The organism is Streptomyces sp. S4.7 (assembly GCF_010384365.1).
Taxonomy (GTDB): domain Bacteria; phylum Actinomycetota; class Actinomycetes; order Streptomycetales; family Streptomycetaceae; genus Streptomyces.
In genome coordinates this window covers 6,575,348-6,595,015 of the sequence record NZ_CP048397.1, presented here as the reverse complement: position 1 = coordinate 6,595,015, position 19,668 = coordinate 6,575,348, and the positions used below count along the sequence as shown (strand labels likewise).

Sequence of the window (19,668 nt, the reverse complement as noted above, 5' to 3'; positions counted from 1 at the left end):
CCTCCCGCGCTCACCGGCCACGATCCGGCCGTCGGGCCCGCTGTGCTCAGTCGGCGGACGGGCCGGTTTCGCGGCCCAGCATCGCCAGCAGGCGGGTCTGCGCGTCCGCGCCGGGCGGTGGCTCCAGCGGGGCGTCGAACAGACCGCTGCCCGAGAGGCTGCCCGCGTACGGCTCGACCTCCTTCAGCGCGAAGTCCACCAGCGGACGCGGCAGCCGCTCGTTCACACCGATCCCACGCGACAGGTCCCAGGTGTGGACCACGGCGTCGAGCACCATCTGCGAGCAGTAGGCGGCGACGGGGGTCACGCCGTACGAGAGCTGAACGGTGCGCTCCAGCGCTCCCCGCTCGGCGAACGCGGCGCGCGCCGCCGCCGCGGCGCGGTCCCATGTGGCGACCGGGTCCTCTCCCAGTACGTCGCCGTCGAAGGCGTCGCCCACCTCGGCCATGCTCCGGCCCTCGCTCACCAGCGGGGGCACCCAGAGCTGCTCGGACGTCAGATGGTTGACCAGGTCGCGCACGGACCACTCGGTACAGGGCGTCCCCTCCCGCCACTGGTCGGCGTCGACGGCGTGCACCCGGTCCGTGAAGAGGTCGAGCGCCTCACCGTGCCGGTCCAGCAGTGGATCGTCCATGTCCCCCACTCTCCCCGGCCGCCCGGCGGAACGCGAGCCGGCCGAACGCGCGACCGAACACGCGGCCGGATACGAGGCGGCCCGACGCGACCGGCCCAGGTCACTGCGTGGCGTCACGTCGTACGGGGTACCCGCGTTCCATGTCTGACATCTACGCGGGACGCACCCCGGTCGATCCCGGCACCCGGAGCCGGATCGCCGCCCTGCTCACCGGCTGGGACCAGCGGGTCTTCAGCTCGGCGGCGGACCGGCACTGGCCGGGCGCCGGCCCTGTGCTGCCCCGGCTCAGCCGCTCGGCCAACCACGGTCTCCTCTGGTTCGGCGCCGCCGCCGGAATCGCCCTCATCGGGCGCGGGCAGCGCTCCCGCCGCGCCGCCCTGCGCGGGGTGGCCTCGCTGGCCGTCGCTTCGGCGGCCATCAACACCGTCGGCAAGCGGTCGGTACGCCGCCGGCGGCCCGTCCTGGACGCCGTACCGGTCATCAGGCAGCTGAAGCGGCAGCCGATCACCACCTCCTTCCCGTCCGGGCACGCGGCGTCGGCCGCCGCCTTCGCCACGGGGGTCGCCCTGGAGTCGAAGGGCTGGGGGGCGGTGGTGGCGCCGATCGCGTTCTCCGTCGCGGCGTCCCGCGTCTACACCGGCGTGCACTACCCGAGCGACGTGCTGGTGGGCGCCGCGCTCGGGGTGGGCGCGGCGTACGCGGTTCGGGGCATCGTGCCGACCCGCTCGCAGCTGCCGTCGCCGGGCCGGCCCCACGCGCAGGCACCGGTCATGCCGGGCGGCGAGGACATGGTGATCGTCGTCAACCGGGCATCGGGCTCGTCGGACGCGGCGGGGGCGCTGCACGACGCGCTGCCGCTGGCGGAGTTCGTGGAGTGCGACCCCGAGCAGGTGAACACGGAGCTGGAGAAGGCGGCGGAGCGCTGCCGCGCGCTGGGCATCGTCGGCGGTGACGGCACGGTCAACCGGGCCGCGGTGGTCGCCGCCCGGCACGGGCTGCCGCTGGCGGTGTTCCCCGGCGGCACGCTGAACCACTTCGCGTACGACCTCGGGATCGAGGACTTCCACGACACGTGCCGCGCGATGGCGGAGGGTGACGCGGTCCGCGTGGACCTCGGTCGGTTCACCGGTCCCGACGGGGTCAGCGGGCATTTCCTCAACACCTTCAGCCTGGGTGTGTATCCGGAGCTGGTGCGTGTGCGGGAGCACTGGGGGCCGCGGATCGGCGGCTGGCCCGCCGGGGTGCTGGCGGCGGTCAAGGTGCTGCGCGGCCAGCATCAGCTGGAGGCGGAGTTCGAGGGCCGGCAGCGGTCCCTGTGGATGCTGTTCGCCGGGAACGGCATCTACCAGCGTTTCGGGTTCACGCCCGGCCACCGGCTCGACCTGGCCGACGGTCTGCTGGACGTGCGCGTCGTGCACGGCGGCAGCTTCCCGAGCCTGCGGCTGCTGGCCGCGGCGGCGGCCGGTCCGCTGAGCCGCTCGCCGGTGCACGCGGCGGAGCGGATGCGGCGGGTGCGGATCAAGGGGATCGCGCCGGGTACGCCGCTGGCCTTCGACGGCGAAGTGGCGGAGGCACCGGCCGAGTTGACGATCGACAAGGCGAACGAGGGGCTGACGGTCTACCGCCCGCGCGCCTTCCAGTGACTCCGGTTCCTGTCCGCGAAGTCCCGCCCGGCCGAAATCCGTGGCGCGGCCCGGGGGTGTCGGCCGAGGATCCGGGACATGGACTCCGAGACCCCGCCCTTTCTCCAGACCCCGCGGCTGCGCCTGCGCGACTGCGTCGAGGCCGACCTCGACCGTCTCCTCGCCCTGGACAACGACCCCGGTGTGAAGCGCTTCATCGACGGCGGCGTGCCAGCCGCGCCCGAGACGTTCCGGTCCGAGGCCCTGCCCCGGCTGCTCGGCCGCGGCTTCTGGGCGGCGGAGGAGCCGTCCACCGGCGAGTGGCTCGGCTGGTTCGAACTGCGCCCGCTCAACGACACCGGCCGGGAGGTGGTGGAGCTCGGCTACCGGCTCCACCGGGCGGTGTGGGGCCGGGGGTACGCGACGGAGGGGGCGCGCGCGCTCGTACACAAGGCGTTCACCGAGCTGGGCACGGAGCGGATCACGGCGAACACGATGACGGTCAACACCGGGTCCCGGCGGGTGCTGGAGAAGGCCGGGCTGAGGTATCTCCGTACGTACTTCGAGGAATGGCCGGAGGTCATCGACGGCTCGGAGCAGGGGGATGTGGAGTACGCGCTCACACGCGAGGATTGGCGACGCGCCGCCGGTGAGTGAGCCCCCGCCCGACCGGCCGACCACATCGCGAGACATGGGTCTCATATTCCGACATCGCGGCGTACCGTGACGGGACCACTTCACGAGAGGGAGCCCGGTCATGGCACGAGAGACCGCCGTCTACACCCATGGTCACCACGAGTCGGTCCTGCGCTCGCACCGCTGGCGGACGGCGGAGAACTCGGCGGCGTATCTGCTTCCCGAACTCCGTTCCGGACTGGAGGTGTTGGACGTGGGCTGCGGTCCCGGCACCATCACGGCCGATCTGGCGGAGCTGGTGACGCCCGGCACCGTGACCGCGGTGGACGCGGTGGCGGACGTGCTGGAGCGGGCCGCGGAGACGGTCGCGGCGCGCGAACTGGCCAATGTCCGCTTCGCGGTCGCCGACGTCCACGCGCTGGACTTCCCGGACGACTCCTTCGACGTCGTCCACGCCCACCAGGTGCTCCAGCACGTCGGGGACCCCGTGCAGGCGCTGCGCGAGATGCGCCGTGTGTGCAGGCCGGGAGGCGTTGTCGCGGCGCGCGACAGCGACTACGGCGCGTTCACCTGGTTCCCCGTGTCGCCGGAGCTGGAGGGCTGGCAGGAGCTGTACCGCCGGGTCGCCCGCGCCAACGGCGGCGAACCGGACGCGGGCCGCCGGCTCCGCTCCTGGGCCCGCCACGCGGGCTTCACCGACATCACGTCCACGGCGGCGGCATGGTGCTTCGCCACCCCGGAGGAACGCGCGTGGTGGAGCGGCCTGTGGGCGGAGCGGACGACGGCGTCGGTCTACGCCGAGCTCGCGGTGCGCGGCGGCCACGCGACCGACGAGCGCCTCACCGGCATCGCGGCGGCGTGGCGCGCGTGGGGCGCCGACCCCGACGCGTGGTTCATGGTCCCGCACGGCGAAGTCCTGTGCCGGGTCTGAGGGTCGGGTCCTTCGAGATCATGGTCGCGGGTGAGGGTGCTTCGCTACCCTCACCCGTATGGAAATCCTGGGAACCACGCTGCGCATCTGCGTCGACGACCTGGAGACCTCGGTCGCGTTCTACGAACGACTGACCGGTAGCCCCGCGCTCCGTTTCGAGCGCGGCGGGGTCTCCGTCGCCGCCGTCAGTTGCTTCCTGTTGATGAGCGGTCCTGCCGAGGAGATCGAGGTGCTGCGCAAGGTCACCGCCACGATCGCCGTCAAGGACGTCGACGAGGCGTACACCGCGCTCACGGGCGTCGGCGCCCAGGTCCTCGCGGGCCCGGTCCCCACACCGGCCGGCCGCAACCTGATCGCCCTGCACCCGGACGGCTCGGTCTTCGAGTACGCGGACCGCAACCCGGTCACAGGCGGCTGACGTGGCGTCGGACGGGCCGCCGTGCGTGCGGCCCGTCCGAGGACTCGGGCGTCAGTCCGCCGCGGGCCGCATCCGGTAGTCGTACGCCTCCGGCAGCGGGTCGTCCGTCAGGGACGACCACACCTCGTTCAGTGTCTCGGCGCCCTCCCGGAGGTCCGCCACCTCGAAGCCCGCGTCGAACAGGGCGCGGGCGGCGGCCTTCTCGCCCTCGGCGAGGAGCAGTTGGGCCTCGATCAGCCGGAACGTGCCCCGTCGGCGGGTCTCCTCGGAGAGCCGGTCCCAGACGCGGCGCGCCTCCTGCGCGCGGTCGACGGCGAGCAACGCGGCGATCGCCTCGCGCGCCAGGGACGCCGTGGCCGCGGTCCAGGACTCGCCCTCGTCGACGCGCTCGCGGCAGAGGTCGTCGAAGGCCTCCGCGTACTGGTCGGCGGCCCGTTCCGGATTGCCGCCCTCGCAATCGGCGACGGCCAGGCAGCGGAGCAACGGCCAGCGGGACGGGGCGAGTTTGAGGCCGCGTTCCCAACTCCGCACCGCCTGGGCCAGGTCTCCCGCGTGCCACTGGGTGACGCCGAGGTGATACTCCGTCAGCGGCTCGGCGGGGGCCGTCTCCAGCATGTCGCGCCAGTGCGGCGCGACGAGGGTCGGGCCCGGCGGCACGATCTCACCGGGCTTCGGGAGCGTGCCCTGGGTGAACAGCTCCACCCACGGCGCCTGTTGCTCGCCGAGCATGGACTCGTCGAACGGTGTGCCATGCAGTCGGTACCCGCCGCGCATCTCGCCGCGCAGGACTTCGAGCGCGCCCCAGCCCGAGCCGGTGGCGAGCCGTTCGCCGGGCTCCTCGTCCGCGTACGGCAGCCACGCCTCGTACGCGGCGTCGACATCGGCGCGGGGCAGGGCGAGTTCGAGACGGTCTGCGACCTCCGCGCGGGCCGCGTCCCAGTCGGCGCCGTGCACCGCGGCGGGGTCGGCTTCGAGCGGGCCGTACGACTCCAGCCAGCTGAAGTCGTCGTGGCCTTCGAGCTTGACGTGTTCGAGCTGGGTACGGGCGAGCCCGGCCTGGATCTCGGCGTAGCCGGGCGTGCCCGGTTCGGTGAGCCACCGCTGCCAGCGCCGCCCGCCGCGCCCGGCGCCCCAGAGGAAGAGCTTGCGCCCGCGCAGGGTGTCCGTGGAGGTCTGGACGAGTCCGTGGCCGTCCGCGTCGAGCGAGGTGATCCACTTCCGGGAGTCGAGGGGGACCTCGTAGAAGTAGTCCGCGGGGAATTCGGACCGCAGCGGGTACGTGCGGTCGGTGCCGTCGTACTCGGGCACCGGGACCCGGCGCAGGCTCCGTTCGTACCCGAAGTGCCACGCCTCATCGGCGGGTGCGAGGACGCGGGTGTGCTCGTCCTCGGGTACGGCGATGTTGGACCACCAGTAGACGGGCGCCGGTCCCTGGTGCGGGTTGCGTATGCGGACGCCGACGTGCAGGAAGTCGGAGTCGTCGGGCAGCCAGAGATCGACCTGGAACGGCAGTCCCCGCAGGGGCTCCCACTCCCAGAGCCGGACCATCTCGCCGCCGTCGGGCGCGGGGACGAGCGCGGCGTGCACGGGCGCGCAGGAGAGCGTGGTGTGGCCGGTGGCGCCGATGTTCCACTCGATGCCGCCGGAGAACCAGGCGCCGTTGAGCGCGAAGTCGGCCGGCTGGAACACCGGGTTGCGGTAGAGCAGTTCGCGTCCGGTGGGCTTGTGGTGCAGGGAGTGGATCCGGCCGCCGAGGCCCGGCAGGACGGTGGCCCGCAGCCGGTCGTTCTCGATGACGATCGTGTCGAAGTCGGTGGGCTCGCGGTCGCGTCCGTAGCCGTCGAGGACGCGGACCGGCAGCAGGGTGCGCAGCGGCTCGTAACCGATCTGCCGTGCCATGTCGCGGGGCAGGTCCCGCTTGGCGCGTTCGTCTATGGAGTGCGTCTCGTCGAGCGGCCGCAGCGCGGGCAGAGGGTTCTCCGGCCCCAAAGGGGCGGCAGGCAGGGTCAGTACGGCACGTCGCACGCTCGTGGCCACAGGCAAACCTCGCTTCGCTCGCTGGGGCCGCCGGGGCTCGGTTGGCCGGCGCGCACCCGATGACCATGGAACACGGTCGAGTGCGCGCCGAACAGAGGACCTGGAGATCAGTCTTGGGTGAGGGCCGCCACAACGATGTCCGCGAGGAGCGCTCCGGCGGTGCCCTCGGGGTCGAGGTCGGGGTCGTAGATGGTCAGGTTGAGCCCGACGCAGCGGTCTGAGCGCACCAGGATCGTCAGCAGCGTTCGCAGCTCGTCAAGGAGCAGTCCGCCGGGGTCGGGAGCGTCGACGGCCGGCATCACCTCGGGGTCGAGGACGTCCGCATCGAGATGCACCCAGAAGCCGTCGGTGACGGGGGTCTCGAGCGTCTGGAGCACGGCGCCCGCGAGGTCGGCGACGCCCCACCGGCGGAATTCACCGACGGACACGGTGGGGATCCTCAGCCGGGCCAGCTCCGCACGGTCCTCGTCGTGGTCGCGGATGCCGAAGAGCCGCACGTCCTCGTCGCGGATGTAGGGGCGCAGCCCCTCGATGTCGCTGAGGTCGCTCTGGCCGCGCCCGGTGGCGATGGCCAGTTCCTCGCCGCCCGCCGCGCCGACGGACGGGGAGTTGCCGGTGTGCCGGAAGTCGGCGGAGCCGTCGATCGCGGCGATGCCGTACCTCCCGATCCTGCGCAGCGCGAGGGAGGCGCCGAGCTGGATGGAGCAGTCGCCCCCGAGGACGAGCGGGAAGTCGCCGGCCCGTACGTGGCGCTCGATCCGGTCGGCCAGTCTGGGCGTGTACGCGGCGATCGCGGCGGCGTTGAAGACCCCGTCGCCCTCCTTCCAGTCGCCCCGGTCGTAGCGCGGCGGTACGACGACCCCGCCCTCGAAGGCGCCGAGCCGCTGCACGATCCGCTGCTCGCGCATGGCGCCGGCGAGCTTGTAACAGCCGGGCACGGTACCGGGGGCGGGTGGCCGGAGGCCGAGGTTGGAGGGAACGTCGATCACCACGATATTCCGCATGCGATCCATCCTCGGCGTCGTACGCTCGTTCTTCAATCTGGTTACTCGGTGAGAGGGCGGCACGTCCATGACCACGCAGCACACGTATCGGGTGATCGTACGCGGGACTTTCCATAACCTGGCGGACGGGGCGCGGGCGCGGTTGCTCGACGAGGTCGAGGAGCACGGTCTGGGTCAGATGCGGTTCACGCCCGAGGGGTCGCTGACCTACGACCGGGGGCTGCGGCACTTCTCGTTCCGCTTCGTGGTGGTGTCCGACGCCGACGACGGCGAGGAGATGGCGGCGGCGCTCGCCGAGGACCGGGCGGAGACGGCGCTGAGGGCCCTCGGCGGCGGTGCGGGCGTCGGCTTCGGGGAGCTGCGGTCGTCGGTGACGGACATGGACACGATGAAGATCAACCGCAAGGGCCGCTGAGGTCCTCCCGGCGGGGTGTCGGGGTTGGGGTCCGCGGTGATCGCCCGGAGTTCGCGGGCGCGCCGGGCCCCGTCGATGGGCAGGAAGTCCGACGAGTGGCCCTCGTGGCCGGAGCCCGCGCGACGCACGGGCGCGGACGCCGCAGTGCCGGCAGCCGGACATCGGCCTCCGGCCCGTGCGGGCCGGAGGGCGGGCGCTGTGTCCTGTCTCCGAACTGGCGTCGTCCGCCCGCAGGGCGGGGCTCAGGCGTCCGGTGCGTGCGGTCGCAAGACGGAGGATCGCATCCGTACCGGGCGTACTCGGGTGAGTCCGACAACGCGGCCGGCGTGCGTGCCGGGAGCCGTGAGCCAGAGGCCGGACGCCGGTGTGAAGACAGGACCTAGGTCAGTGCCGGGACCTCCAGCGTGAGGGAGCCGCCGTCGGTCGTCGCCTCCAGGACGGCGGGGACGCCCAGTGGCACGGTCAGGTTCGTCGGGCCGTGGCCGAAGCCGAGTTCCTCGACGACCGGGACGCCGAGGCCGCCGAGCCGGTCGAGCATCAGGGTCCGCACGTCGTCGTACGGGCCGCAGCCCGCCCAGGAGCCGAGCGCGACACCGGCGACCCCGTCCAGCCAGCCGGAGCGCAGGAGTTGGGTGAGGATCCGGTCCAGCCGGTACGGCTCCTCCTCGATGTCCTCGATCAGCAGCAGCCCGCCCGCTGCGCGGCGGCGGGCGTGCGGGGTGCCGAGGTCGGCGGCGAGGAGACTGACGCAGCCGCCGAGGGTGATCCCGCGGGCCCGGCCGGGGACGAGGCCGCGTGCCGTGCCCGGACCGATGACCCGGACCGTCTCGGGTTCGAGGAGCGTGGCGCGCAGGGACTCCTGGGTGGCGGGGTCCTTGAGGATGGTCAGCGCGGCGACCATGGGGCCGTGCAGCGTGGAGACGCCGGCCCGTACGGCGAACGCCTCGTGCAGCGCGGTGATGTCGCTGTAGCCGACGAAGGCCTTGGGGGCGGCGGCGCGCATGGTGTCCCAGTCGAGCAGGTCGACCATGCGCTGGACGCCGTAGCCGCCCCGTGCGCACAGGACGGCTTCGATCGTCGGGTCGCACCAGGCGTCCTGGAGGTCACGGGCGCGTGCCTCGTCCGTCCCCGCGAGATAGTCGAACTCCCGGTGCGTGTCCAGGACATGGGGCGCCACGACGGGATCAAGGCCCCAGCCGCGCAGGATGTCCAGGCCCGCTTCGAGCCGTTCGGCGGGCAGCGGGCCGCTGGGCGCGACCACGGCGACCTTCGCGCCGGGCCGCAGCCGGGGCGCGCGTACGAGGGGCGCCAGGGGTGCGGCGGCCGGGCCGGGCTCGGGGGTCACTTCCTCAGCTCCAGGACGGGGATGTCGGGGCGGTCGATCCCGAAGGTCTGGGCGTACAGGGACAGTTCGGCCTCCAGCGCGCGGACCATGGTGTCCGTCCTGCGGAAGCCGTGGCCCTCGCCCTCGAAGGTGATGTACGCGTGCGGGATGCCGCGCCCGGCCAGCCGTTCGAGGAAGCGCTCGCACTGGACGGGCGGGCAGATCACGTCGTCCAGGCCCTGGAGCAGCAGGAACGGGGCGGTGATCCGGTCGACGTGGTTGATCGGGGAGCGTTCGCGGGAGCGGGCCGGGACCTCGGCGACGGGGCCGACGAGCGATTCGAGATAACGCGACTCGAAGTCGTGGGTCCCGTCCTCGGCCCAGGTGGACAGGTCGAGGATCGGATAGATGACGGTGCCGCAGGCGTAGACGTCGGTGCCGGTGAGGGACGCGGCGCTGGTCCAGCCGCCCGCGCTGCCGCCCCGTACGGCGAGCCGCGCAGGGTCGGCGGTGCCTTCGCCGGCGAGGGCGCGGGCGACGGCCGCGCAGTCCTCGACGTCCACGACGCCCCACTGTTCGCGCAGCCGTTCGCGGTACTCGCGTCCGTAGCCGGTGGAGCCGCCGTAGTTGACCTCGGCGACGCCGATGCCGCGTGAGGTGAAGTAGGCGATCTCCAGGTCGAGTACGAGCGGTGCGTGGCTGGTCGGCCCGCCGTGCGCCCACACGACGTACGGCGGGAGTTCGTCGCCGGGTGAGCTGTGGTCGGGGCTGTGCGGCGGGTAGATGTGGGCGTGGATCTCGCGGTCGTCGGGTCCGGTGAAGGTGCGGATCTGCGGCTCGGGGTAGTAGACGGGGTCGACCGGGTCCTCGTGTGCCGAGCCGATGACCCGGGCCCGCCCGGTCGTCGTGTCCAGTTCCACGATCTCGTACGCGCTGCGCGGGCTGGCTCCGACGCCGATCACCCGGGTGCCCCGGACGGCGAGGGTGGCGGCCCATTCGGTCCAGGGCCCGGCGGCGTCGGCGAGTTGGCCGGTCTCGGGGTCGAGTATGCCGAGGGCGGTGGCGCCCTTGCCGTGGACGACGGCGATCATGCCGTCCTCCATCGGCCGGAACCACTGGAGGCCGATCTTCCACAGCGGCCCGCCGAACTCCTCCTCCACGGCGGGGCTCAGCCGGGCCGGCGCGCCCACGCCGAGCGGTGACGCGTCAAGCCGCAGCCGCCGCAGCTGCCACCAGTCGCCGGGGTCGGAGACGTACAGCAGGGAGCCGTCGACGGCCCAGTCGGTCTGCGCGACGGATTCGCGGGGGCCTCCGGCGACGGTGCGGACCCGCTCGAAGACGCCCGCCTCCGTTACGTCGGCGAGCAGCAACTCCGTGCCGTCCCAGGGCATTCGGGGGTGGTCCCAGGCGATCCACGCGGCATGCCGGCCGTCGGGTGAGACGCGGGGGCCGGTGACGAAGCGGTGCCGGTCGTCGGAGAGCTCCCGCACCGCCGAACGGTCGTCGGCGGCGGAGCCGTCCAGCGGTACGGCGGCGACGACCCGGCGCACGTCGGTGGGCGCCTCCCCGGTGAACTCCTCCAGTACGCACCAGACTTCGCCGCTGTCCGGGCGGATCTGGGGATCGGCCCAGCGCAGTGTGCCGCTTACCCGGCCGTCCGGCGGCGGGGCCGGAGTGAGCGGGCGCGGAGACCCGCCGCCGTCCGGCTCGTACGCGTAGAGGCGCTGGTCGGGGAAGTGCGCGAAGACGACGAGGGGGGAGCCGTCAGCCCGGACCGTCCCGTCCCAGGGTCTGCCGCCGTACTCGATGACCCTGCTGCGGACGTTCCACGGGGGCGGCAGGACAGATTCCTCGCGGCCGTCGGACCGGACGCGTACGAGTGCGCGCCGGCCGTTCTCCGCCGGCCGCGGCTCGGTCCACCACACCTCCTCCCCGACCGCGCCGACGAACTCGGGCCGCCCGTCGTGGGAGGCGGCGAGCGCCGCGTCGATCGGTGACGGCCATGAGCCGTAAGGCGTCGGCTGCTCCATGCCCAACTCCCTCTACGCGGTTTGGAGATAGTGGTCGAGAACGCGGACCCCGAAGTGCAGGGCGTCCACCGGGACGCGTTCGTCGACGCCGTGGAAGAGGGCCTGGTAGTCGAAGCCCACGGGCAGCTTCAGCGGCGAGAAGCCGTAGCCGGTGATGCCGAGCCGGGAGAACTGCTTGGCGTCGGTGCCGCCCGACATGCAGTACGGCACGACGTGTCCGGCCGGGTCGAACCGCTCGACGGCCGCGCGGAGTCTGGCGAATGTCGGGGAGTCGACCGGTGCCTGGAGGGCGACTTCGCGGTGGTGGAACTCCCAGTCGACATCGGGGCCGGTCAACTGGTCGAGGGTGGCGCGGAATTCGTCCTCGGTGCCGGGCAGCATCCGTCCGTCGATGAAGGCGACGGCCTGACCGGGGATCACGTTGACCTTGTAACCGGCCTCCAGGACCGTCGGGTTGGCGCTGTTGCGCACGGTCGCCTCGACGAGGGCCGCGGCAGGGCCGAGCTTGGCGAGCAGGGCGTCCGCGTCGAAGTGATCGCAGTGGACGTCGGCGTCGATGCCGTGCAGCGCGGCGATTTCCTTCAGCGCGGCGCGGACGGTCGGGGTGATCCTCAGCGGCCACTCGTGCTGGCCGATACGGGCGACGGCGGCGGCGAGCCTGCTGACCGCGTTGGCCCGGTTCACCTTCGACCCGTGGCCCGCCCTGCCGCGCGCGGTGAGTTTGAGCCAGCCGGTGCCGCGTTCGCCCGCCCCGACGGGGTAGAGCGCCATGCCGGGTCCGGCGTGGAAGGTGTAGGCCCCGGACTCGCTGATGCCCTCCGTACAGCCCTCGAACAGCTCCGGGTGGTGGTCGGCGAGGAAGCCGGAGCCGTCGATCGCGCTGGCCTCCTCGTCGGCCGTGTAGGCGAGCACGATGTCGCGGCGCGGCCTGACCCCGGAGCGGGCCCAGGCGCGGACGACCGAGAGGACCATCGCGTCCATGTTCTTCATGTCGACGGCCCCGCGGCCCCAGACGACGCCGTCCCTGACCTCGCCGGAGAAGGGGTGCACGGACCAGTCGGCGGGCTCGGCGGGCACCACGTCCAGATGGCCGTGGACCAGGAGCGCGTCGGCGCCCGGGTCGGTGCCGGGGATGCGCGCGACCACGTTGGTGCGGCCGGGGGTGCGTTCGAGGAGCGTGGGCTCCAGTCCGGCCGCCGCCAGCCGCTCCGCGACGTACTCGGCGGCGGGGCGCTCGTAGCAGTCGCCGTTGCCCCGGTTGGTCGTGTCGATGCGGATGAGCTCGGAGGTGAAGGACACCGCCTCGTCCAGGGCCACCATGTCGATGGCGTCGGCCCGGTCGGGACCAGTGTCCTCGGGCGTCGTGCCGGGCGAACCGGCGGGCGTCTTGTCGGGCGTCATGTCAGCCATACTGCTCCTCCACCGCGGCCGAGACGATCGTGGTGACCGCCTTGAAGGTGCGAATGCCGTCGTACATCGTCCCGGTCGTGTAGGCGACACGTCGTTCGCCGCTGCCCACCACTCCGGGCACGACCGTGGCGGCCCCGGCGAGATGCTCGGCGTCGAACTCCAGCTCGATGGTGAACGGGCCCCCGTCGACCGGTTCGTACCGTACGGCCAGAGCGGTCGCCTCCTGGGCCGCCGCGCGGATGTCGGCCGCCGTACGCGCCGGGGTGCGGCAGACCGCCGCGTACCGGGAGACGTAGTCCTTCACCGCGACCTTGCGGGCGCCGGGCGCGTAGCCGTCCGCGTCCCGGCAGGTCAGGTCGTCGCCGGTGACCAGGACCACGGGGACGCCGTACTCGGCGACGACATGGGCGTTGAGCAGTCCCTCGCTCGCTCGCGCGCCGTTCAGCCAGACTCCGGTGACGGAGTTGGCGAGGTACGTGTGCGCGAGGACGCCCTCCGTGCCCGCGCCCGTGTGGTAGCCGATGAAGGCGATGGCGTCGACGTCACCGTGCTGGACGCCTTCGACCATGCTCAGCGTCTTGTGCCGCCCGGTGAGCAACTGGGCCCGGTCGTCGAGCTCTTCGAGGAGCAGGTTGCGCATGGACCAGTGCGCCTCGTTGATCAGCACGTCGTCGGCGCCGCCGTCCAGGAAACCGAGGACGGCGGCGTTCACATCCGAGGTGAAGAGGGTGCGGCAGCGCTCCCACTGCGGCGTCCCCGGCAGGACGTCCGCCGGCCAGGTCACACCGGTGGCGCCTTCCATGTCGGCGCTGATCAGGATCTTCATTTCGCCCACGGTACCCGCCGCCGAATTCCGGGGCCAAGGATCTTTCACACAGGTCGCGGACCGGTCCGAGCGGTTCCGGACGCGCTCCGCGCCGATCTGACGAGTACGGCCGGTGCCACCGGGGGCGCGCCTCCCGCCGCGGCGAACCCCAGGTCCCCGTACGCGTGGTACACCGGCGGCCGGACGGGCGCCGCCGCGGCTCCGCCGAAGAACCGGGCCGACAGGGCGAGGGACGCGGCGGCCGCCCGGGTTGTCGGGCGCGCCGGTGACCGCCGGCGTGTTGGTGACCGGGCGCGGGCCCGTCACCGCCGCGCCGACCAGCGCCACGCCCGTCAGGCAGCGCTCAGGACGAACCATCTGGCGGGCAGGTCGATCCGGGTGCCGTCGGCCAGGTACTCCGTCTGCGGCAGCGTGGTGTCCCCGCTGTCGATGATCCGCAGGCCCGCCTCGCCCAGCAGCCGCGGCACTTCGTCGTCGGCGGCCCCGGCCGGTCTCAGTCCGTGGTCGAAGACCCGCCGCAGCTTCGCGGGCGGTCCGCCGGGATCCGCGGCCGCCCGCTGGAACAGCGCCCTGGACCCGGAGGTCAGCTCCACGACGAAGGCCCTGCCGCGCTCACCGAGCAGCGCGGCGACCGACGCGGCGACGGCGGGCCGGTCCCGCGGTTCGCTCTGGTGGATCACGGCGCGCATATAGACATGGGTGTCGCCGAGCCGCGCCGACAGCGCCCGGACCGCTTCGTGGTCGACGAGGCTGAGCTGCTCGAACTCGGCCACTTTCTCGGTGTCGGCGCGCCGGGCGTGCTCGATCGCCGCGTGCGAGAGGTCGACGCCGACGGCGCGGGGGAAACGGGTGGCGAGATAACGGGTCTGGGTGCCGTTGCCGCAGCCGAGGTCGGCCACGGGCAGCGACGGGTCGGTGTGCGGCAGCAGTATGGCGCAGTGCGGTTCGGCGGTCAGGGAGGGGTCGGAGTCCCAGATCGCCTCGCCCGGCGCGTCGGACGTCTCGCGCCAGTAGCCTTCCCATGAATCCCGGTAGCGCTCCGCAACGCCCATCTGTGACGACCTCCCGAACTCGGCCCCGGCAAATGCGAACTGACGGCGCGTCACTTCCGCGCTTGGGACGCCCCTTCTCCCGCCAGGGACTGTTCGAACCACACGGTCTTGCCCTGCGCCGAACTGCTGCTCCCCCAGCCGCGGGCCAGCCGGCTCACGATCCGCAGACCCCGCCCGAACTCGTCGTCGGCCGTCGCGCCCAGCAGGCTCGCGGGGGCCGGTTCGTCGTCGGTGACCTCGCAGAGCAGGGCGTCCGTACGGACCAGTCGCAGCTCGACATGGCGGATGCGCGCGTGCCGCACGGCGTTGGTGACCAGCTCGCCGACCATCAGCTCCGCGTTCTCCACGGCGCCCGGCAGATCCCAGTCGCAGAGCTTGCCGCGCACCAGACGCCGGGCCCGCGCCACCTCGCGCGGGTCGAGCGCGAGCTGCCACTCGGCGACGTCACCGTCCGGTATGCCGTTCAGCCTGGCCATCAACAGGGCCACGTCGTCCTTGCGTCCGCCCTGGGTGTTGAGCGCGCGGATGATCGTGTCGCAGGCGCCGTCCATGGAGGCGGCCGGATGCGCGGCCGACTCGCAGAGCGCCGCGAGACCGGCGCCGATGTCCTGGCCCCGCACCTCGACCAGGCCGTCGGTGCACAGCACCAGCCGGTCGCCGGGGCCGACCCGTACGGTCGCGGTCTCGAAGGGCACGCCGCCGACGCCGATGGGGGCACCGGTCGGCAGGTCGAGCAGTTCGCTGCGGCCGTCGGTGGCACGGACCAGGACGGGCGGGATGTGTCCGGCGTTGGCGATCTGCAGCTCGGAGCGGATGGGGTCGTACACCGCGTACAGACAGGTCGCCAGATAGTTCTCACCCAGCCGCTGCGCCAAGTCGTCCAGATTACGAAGCAGTTGGGCGGGCGGCATCTCCATCGTCGCCATCGTCTGGACGGCCGTCCGCAACTGGCCCATCATCGCCGCCGAGTTGAGGCCGTGGCCCATGACGTCACCCACGACGAGCGCGGTGCGTGAGCCGGGCAGTTTGACGGAGTCGAACCAGTCGCCGCCGATCCGGCCGAGCCGCGCGCCGGGCAGATAGCGGGTGGCGATGTCGCAGCCCGCCATGCGCGTGGCGACCTGCGGCAGCATGCTGTCCTGGAGGGTGTCGGCGACGTTCTCCTGATACGTGTACATCCGGGCGTTGTCGAGGACGAGACCGGCCCTGGCGGCCAGTTCGGCGCCGGTGGTGCGGTCCATGTCGTCGAAGGGCCGCCGCCCCTGACGCCGCATCAGCACCATGAAGCCGAGCACCACGTCGCGCGCCTTGAGCGGCACCAGCAGCATGGAGCGGTTGTTGATGAGCGGGCGCAGGTCGCGCTTCTCGAACTGCGCCGAGATCCGGTCGCCGTCCTCCTCGCTGAGCCGGGGGATGAGGACCGGTTCGCCGGTGACCATGCACTGGAAGAAGGGGGTGTGTTCGGGGAAGGCGATGGCCTCGCCGACCGGCACCGTGTCGTCCCAGCGGCCCGGTTCGTCGTTGTGCTCGACCCAGACCCGGTGCCAGATGGTCGTGACGTCGGGGCGCCCCGTGGGGAAACCCTCTCCCGCCAGGACGGCGGCGCGCAGATGGGTGCCCGCGAAGTCGGTGAAGCGGGGCACGGCCACGCTGGTGACCTCGCGGATGGTGCGCGCGAGATCGAGGGATGAGCCGATCAGCCCGCTGACCTCGTTGAGGAACTCCAGCCGTTCGCGGACCGCCGCGTACTCCAGGTCGAGTTCGGGGTCGGGCGCGGGCACCGGCAAGGCGGCGGGGTGGCCGTACGAGGTACCGGCGCCCGCGGCCCCCGGCTCCGCCGTACCGTGCGCCCCGGCCGGCCGTCCCGCCACCCGGCGCGGCACACCCCAGTCGGGGGTGACGGGGACCCGGTCGTGGTGACTGAACTCCAGCACGGGATAGCCGAGTTCGAGAATCTGGGCGACGATGCGCTCCGACTCCGCGACGCTCATGTTCGGCAGGATGTGCGGGAGCCGGCCGGCGAGCGACTGGGAGTCGGCGAACTCGGTGTGGTGCGAGAAGCTCGGAGCTATCCGGCCGCTGTCGGCGTCGCCGACGCGGAACTGGTCGACGTCCGCGGCGAGTACGAGATGGCGGCCGGCGCCCGGCCCGGCCAGCGGGTAGGCCCACCACAGCACGTCGAGCCGGGGGCGTCCCGGGTCGGAGAGCTTCGCCCGGCCGGCGGTCGGGTAGGAGCTGCGCCCGTGCAGCTCCGGGCCCAGTTCGTCGTCGGCGCCATAGAGGTCGTACGGGCCGTTGACCCGTCCCGTGCGGTCCTCGGTGAGCGCACCCGAGACCGGCATCAGATCGCCGGCCGGCTGGCCGACCGCGGCCTCTTTGGAATGGCCGAAAAGCCGCCGTGCGCCGCTCGACCAGTGCGACACGAGGCCGTCGGCGTCCACGACGACCACGGCAAGCGGAATCCGGCCGGTCGCGGCGCGCCCGCGCCGTGACCGGAGCGACGGAGTGCCACTGTGCATGGGTGGAAGGCTCCTTCCCCGCCGCCGGGATCTGCGGCTGTGCACCCACGGTACGGCTCCGCACACGGAATGCGCCGGGCAATGAACTATTGGATCGTGCGCCCGCGTACGCTGGAAGGTTGACTGAAATTCAGTCAGTGACCGGCCTCTTGATCCACTCGCCGGTCCGGTCAGTCCGCGTGGCCCAGCTGCAGGTCTCTCTCGGTGCGTCCGCCGCCCGCCATCCGCAGGACGGTGGCCACCGGCGGATAGCCCGCGGCGATGACCGTGTACTCGCCGGACGACAGATCGACGAAGCGGAATGTCCCGTCCGCGCCCGTCGTGAGGGTGTCGACGACATTGCCCGCGGCGTCGAGCAGGGTGACGCGCGCGTCCTCGACCGGACGGCCGCCCCCGGCCCGTACGGTGCCGCGCAGCACCGCCCCGCCGGCCAGTTCGATGTCCTGCCGGGTCTCGCGCGAGGCCTGGACACTGACGAGGAGCGCGGCGGGCCGGAAGGCGGGCGCGCTGGCCGCAAGGGTGTACTCCCCCGCCACCAACTCCGAGATCACATAGCCGCCTTCGCGCCCGCTGCGGGTGGAGGCGACCACGTCCCCGCGTACGTCGGTGAGGGTGACGGCCGCGTCGCGCACGGGTGTGCCGTCGGCGGTCAGTACGGTTCCGGCGAGGCGACCGGCGCCGCCGAGGACCACGTCGAGCTCGATCGGGCGCTCCCCGACGGTGACGGTGACGGCCTGCGGCTGGTGTCCGCCGGCCGCGGCGATCATCACGTACGAACCGGCCCCCGGCACGCTCAGCGCGTACCGCCCGTCCTCGCCGCTGGCCCCGCGCCCGATCTGGGTGCCCTGCACGTCGATGAGGGTGAGCGCGGCGCGCGGGACGGTGCTGCCGTCGTGGTGCTGGACGGTGCCGCAGACGGGGACACCGGGCGTGTACGCGTGCGGGGCCACGCCGTTCGCGGAGGCGGGGGCGGCGGCGGGGCCGGGAGTGCGGGCGCCCGGGACGGCGGTGGACTCGGCGGCGGAGGCGTTGTGGGACACCAGCGGTTTCTCCTTGAGGAAGCAGGCGATGAGCAGGCCGAGCAGAAGCACCGGCACGAGATAGAGGAAGATCCGCGGCATCGCGTCCGCGTACGCCTGGATGTAGCCGTCCCGCAGTTCGGGCGGCATCGCGTGCACCATCTGCGGTGTGATGGATTCCGCGCTGGGCAGTCCGGCGCCGGACGGGATGCGTTCGACGAGCGCGTCGGTGAGCCGGTCGGCGAAGAGCGTGCCGAAGACGGCGGCGCCGACGCTGCCGCCGATCTGCCGGAAGTAGTTGTTGGCGCTGGTGGCGGTGCCGAGGTCGCTGGGCCGCACCGAGTTCTGGACGGCGAGGATCAGGACCGGCATGACGAGGCCGATGCCGAGGCCGAGTACGGCCTGCCAGACGCTGTATTCGAGCCGGGAGGTGTCGGTCTCCAGCCGGGACAGCAGCCACATGCCGACGGCGGAGACGGCGCTGCCGAGGATCGGGTAGATCCGGTAGTGGCCGGTGCGGCTGATGAGCTGGCCGGAGACGACGGAGGCGGCGACGATGCCGCCCATCATCGGCAGCATCAGCAGGCCGGACTCGGTGGCCGAGGCGCCGTCGACCATCTGGAGGAAGGTCGGCAGATAGCTGGCGGCGCCGAAGAGCGCGACGCCGACGACCGCGCCGACGAGGCCGGTGATGTTGAAGATCGAGTCGCGGAACAGCCGTAGCGGGATGATCGGTTCGGGCGCGAAGTGCTCGACGACCACGAACAGGACGGCCGTCACGACGGCGCCGGCGGCGAGGCCGAGGATCTCGCGTGAGCCCCACGCGTACTCCGTACCGCCCCAACTGGTCAGCAGGACCAGGCACGTCGATGCGGCGGCGAGCAGCACGGCGCCCATGACGTCGAGCCGCGCCCTGCCGCTGGGCTTGGGCAGTCTGAGCACGACGGTGACGACAGCGAGCGTGAGGAGGCCGAACGGCACGTTGAAGTAGAAGCACCAGCGCCAGGAGACGTGGTCGGTGAAGAAGCCGCCGAGCAGCGGTCCGGCGACCGAGGCGAGGCCGAACGCGCCGCCGATGAGGCCCATGTAGCGCCCGCGCTCACGGGGCGGCACGATGTCGGCGATGATCGCCTGGACGCCGATCATGAGTCCGCCGGCGCCGACGCCCTGGAGGGCGCGGAAGGCGATGAGCTCGTTCATGGTGCGGGACCAGCCGGCCAGGGCCGATCCGACGACGAACACGACGATGGCGAACTGGAAGACGCCCTTGCGGCCGAAGAGGTCACCGAGCTTGCCGTAGATCGGCAGGCCGATCGTGGAGGTCAGCAAGTAGGCGGTGATGGCCCAGGGCATCCGGTCCAGGCCCTGGAGCTCCCCGACGATCTTCGGCAGGGCGGTGGCCACGATCATCTGCTCCAGCGCCGCGAGCAGCAGCGCGAGCATCAGCCCCGTGAAGACCAACCGCACGCGGCGCGGGGAGAGTTCACCGCCCGGGGTGGCGGCGCCGGTGGCGGGTGGGGGCGGTTCGGTCGCGGCCGGAGCGGGCACGGCGGCCTGCTCGTCGTCCTTCACCAGCGTGATCCCACCCACGAATTGCTCCCCTTCGTCGCGTCTGCGCGGCGTAATTCTTCACATTGCACGCAGAGCGGGAGCAAGCCGGGCGCTTCACCGGGAAGGAGTACGGCGCACCGCGGCAGGAGGTGGTGAGGAGCGGGCGGGGGCGCTCATCAGCGGCTTTCCCGCGACGCGTGGTGCGCGGGCGCACGTCACGCGTCGCGGGGGAAACCACTC

At 72.6% G+C, this 19,668-nt stretch carries 16 protein-coding genes; 6 read left to right on the top strand and 10 right to left on the bottom strand.

From position 1 onward, the window contains the following. Positions 1–46: 46 nt before the first annotated feature. Complete coding sequence (locus SSPS47_RS29315) at positions 47–634, bottom strand: TIGR03086 family metal-binding protein (RefSeq protein ID WP_164253575.1); 588 nt, start codon at positions 632–634, stop codon at positions 47–49. On the opposite strand from SSPS47_RS29315, the gene SSPS47_RS29310 reads away from it, so the two are divergent. From SSPS47_RS29310 to SSPS47_RS29290, 5 genes are all read left to right on the top strand, one after another. Then, positions 633–782 (top strand): hypothetical protein, encoded by a 150-nt coding sequence (locus SSPS47_RS29310; protein ID WP_164253574.1) that lies wholly within the window; start codon positions 633–635, stop codon positions 780–782. The genes SSPS47_RS29315 and SSPS47_RS29310 overlap by 2 nt on opposite strands. Beyond that, positions 775–2,277 (top strand): bifunctional phosphatase PAP2/diacylglycerol kinase family protein, encoded by a 1,503-nt coding sequence (locus SSPS47_RS29305; protein ID WP_164253573.1) that lies wholly within the window; start codon positions 775–777, stop codon positions 2,275–2,277. The genes SSPS47_RS29310 and SSPS47_RS29305 overlap by 8 nt, the downstream gene beginning before the upstream one ends. A gap of 78 nt (positions 2,278–2,355) precedes the next feature. Further along, on the top strand, positions 2,356–2,913 hold the full coding sequence (locus SSPS47_RS29300) for a GNAT family N-acetyltransferase (RefSeq protein WP_164253572.1): 558 nt from the start codon (positions 2,356–2,358) through the stop codon (positions 2,911–2,913). 100 nt (positions 2,914–3,013) lie between these two features. After that, on the top strand, positions 3,014–3,823 hold the full coding sequence (locus SSPS47_RS29295) for a class I SAM-dependent methyltransferase (protein WP_164253571.1): 810 nt from the start codon (positions 3,014–3,016) through the stop codon (positions 3,821–3,823). Positions 3,824–3,881: 58 nt separating this feature from the next. Beyond that, complete coding sequence (locus tag SSPS47_RS29290) at positions 3,882–4,241, top strand: VOC family protein (protein ID WP_164253570.1); 360 nt, start codon at positions 3,882–3,884, stop codon at positions 4,239–4,241. A gap of 51 nt (positions 4,242–4,292) precedes the next feature. On the opposite strand, the gene SSPS47_RS29285 is transcribed toward SSPS47_RS29290, so the two are convergent. Together SSPS47_RS29285 and SSPS47_RS29280 are read right to left on the bottom strand one after the other, a co-directional pair. Beyond that, complete coding sequence (locus SSPS47_RS29285; protein ID WP_164253569.1) at positions 4,293–6,278, bottom strand: DUF5107 domain-containing protein; 1,986 nt, start codon at positions 6,276–6,278, stop codon at positions 4,293–4,295. Positions 6,279–6,385: 107 nt separating this feature from the next. After that, positions 6,386–7,282, bottom strand: a complete 897-nt coding sequence (locus SSPS47_RS29280) for an arginase family protein (protein WP_164253568.1) — start codon at positions 7,280–7,282, stop codon at positions 6,386–6,388. Positions 7,283–7,349: 67 nt separating this feature from the next. On the opposite strand from SSPS47_RS29280, the gene SSPS47_RS29275 reads away from it, so the two are divergent. Beyond that, on the top strand, positions 7,350–7,697 hold the full coding sequence (locus SSPS47_RS29275; RefSeq protein WP_164253567.1) for a DUF6204 family protein: 348 nt from the start codon (positions 7,350–7,352) through the stop codon (positions 7,695–7,697). A 379-nt stretch (positions 7,698–8,076) separates the two neighbouring features. On the opposite strand, the gene SSPS47_RS29270 is transcribed toward SSPS47_RS29275, so the two are convergent. The 7 genes from SSPS47_RS29270 to SSPS47_RS29240 all read right to left on the bottom strand — a co-directional run bounded on the left by SSPS47_RS29270 (position 8,077) and on the right by SSPS47_RS29240 (position 19,467). Next, positions 8,077–9,042 carry an LD-carboxypeptidase gene (locus SSPS47_RS29270; RefSeq protein WP_164253566.1) on the bottom strand — a complete coding sequence of 322 codons (966 nt, stop codon included), beginning with the start codon at positions 9,040–9,042 and terminating at the stop codon, positions 8,077–8,079. Then, entirely contained in the window at positions 9,039–11,051 is a 2,013-nt protein-coding gene (locus SSPS47_RS29265) for a prolyl oligopeptidase family serine peptidase (protein WP_164253565.1), read from the bottom strand. The genes SSPS47_RS29270 and SSPS47_RS29265 overlap by 4 nt, the downstream gene beginning before the upstream one ends. Before the next feature lie 12 nt (positions 11,052–11,063). Further along, positions 11,064–12,371, bottom strand: coding sequence for a M20/M25/M40 family metallo-hydrolase (locus SSPS47_RS29260; RefSeq protein WP_203558118.1), 1,308 nt, complete (start codon positions 12,369–12,371; stop codon positions 11,064–11,066). Positions 12,372–12,453: 82 nt separating this feature from the next. After that, positions 12,454–13,287 (bottom strand): M55 family metallopeptidase, encoded by an 834-nt coding sequence (locus tag SSPS47_RS29255; RefSeq protein WP_164253564.1) that lies wholly within the window; start codon positions 13,285–13,287, stop codon positions 12,454–12,456. A gap of 332 nt (positions 13,288–13,619) precedes the next feature. Continuing rightward, complete coding sequence (locus SSPS47_RS29250; RefSeq protein WP_164253563.1) at positions 13,620–14,339, bottom strand: class I SAM-dependent methyltransferase; 720 nt, start codon at positions 14,337–14,339, stop codon at positions 13,620–13,622. 50 nt (positions 14,340–14,389) lie between these two features. After that, positions 14,390–16,858, bottom strand: coding sequence for a SpoIIE family protein phosphatase (locus SSPS47_RS29245; protein WP_164253562.1), 2,469 nt, complete (start codon positions 16,856–16,858; stop codon positions 14,390–14,392). Between the two features lie 170 nt (positions 16,859–17,028). Next, positions 17,029–19,467 carry an MFS transporter gene (locus SSPS47_RS29240; RefSeq protein ID WP_164253561.1) on the bottom strand — a complete coding sequence of 813 codons (2,439 nt, stop codon included), beginning with the start codon at positions 19,465–19,467 and terminating at the stop codon, positions 17,029–17,031. Between the last annotated feature and the right edge of the window lie 201 nt (positions 19,468–19,668).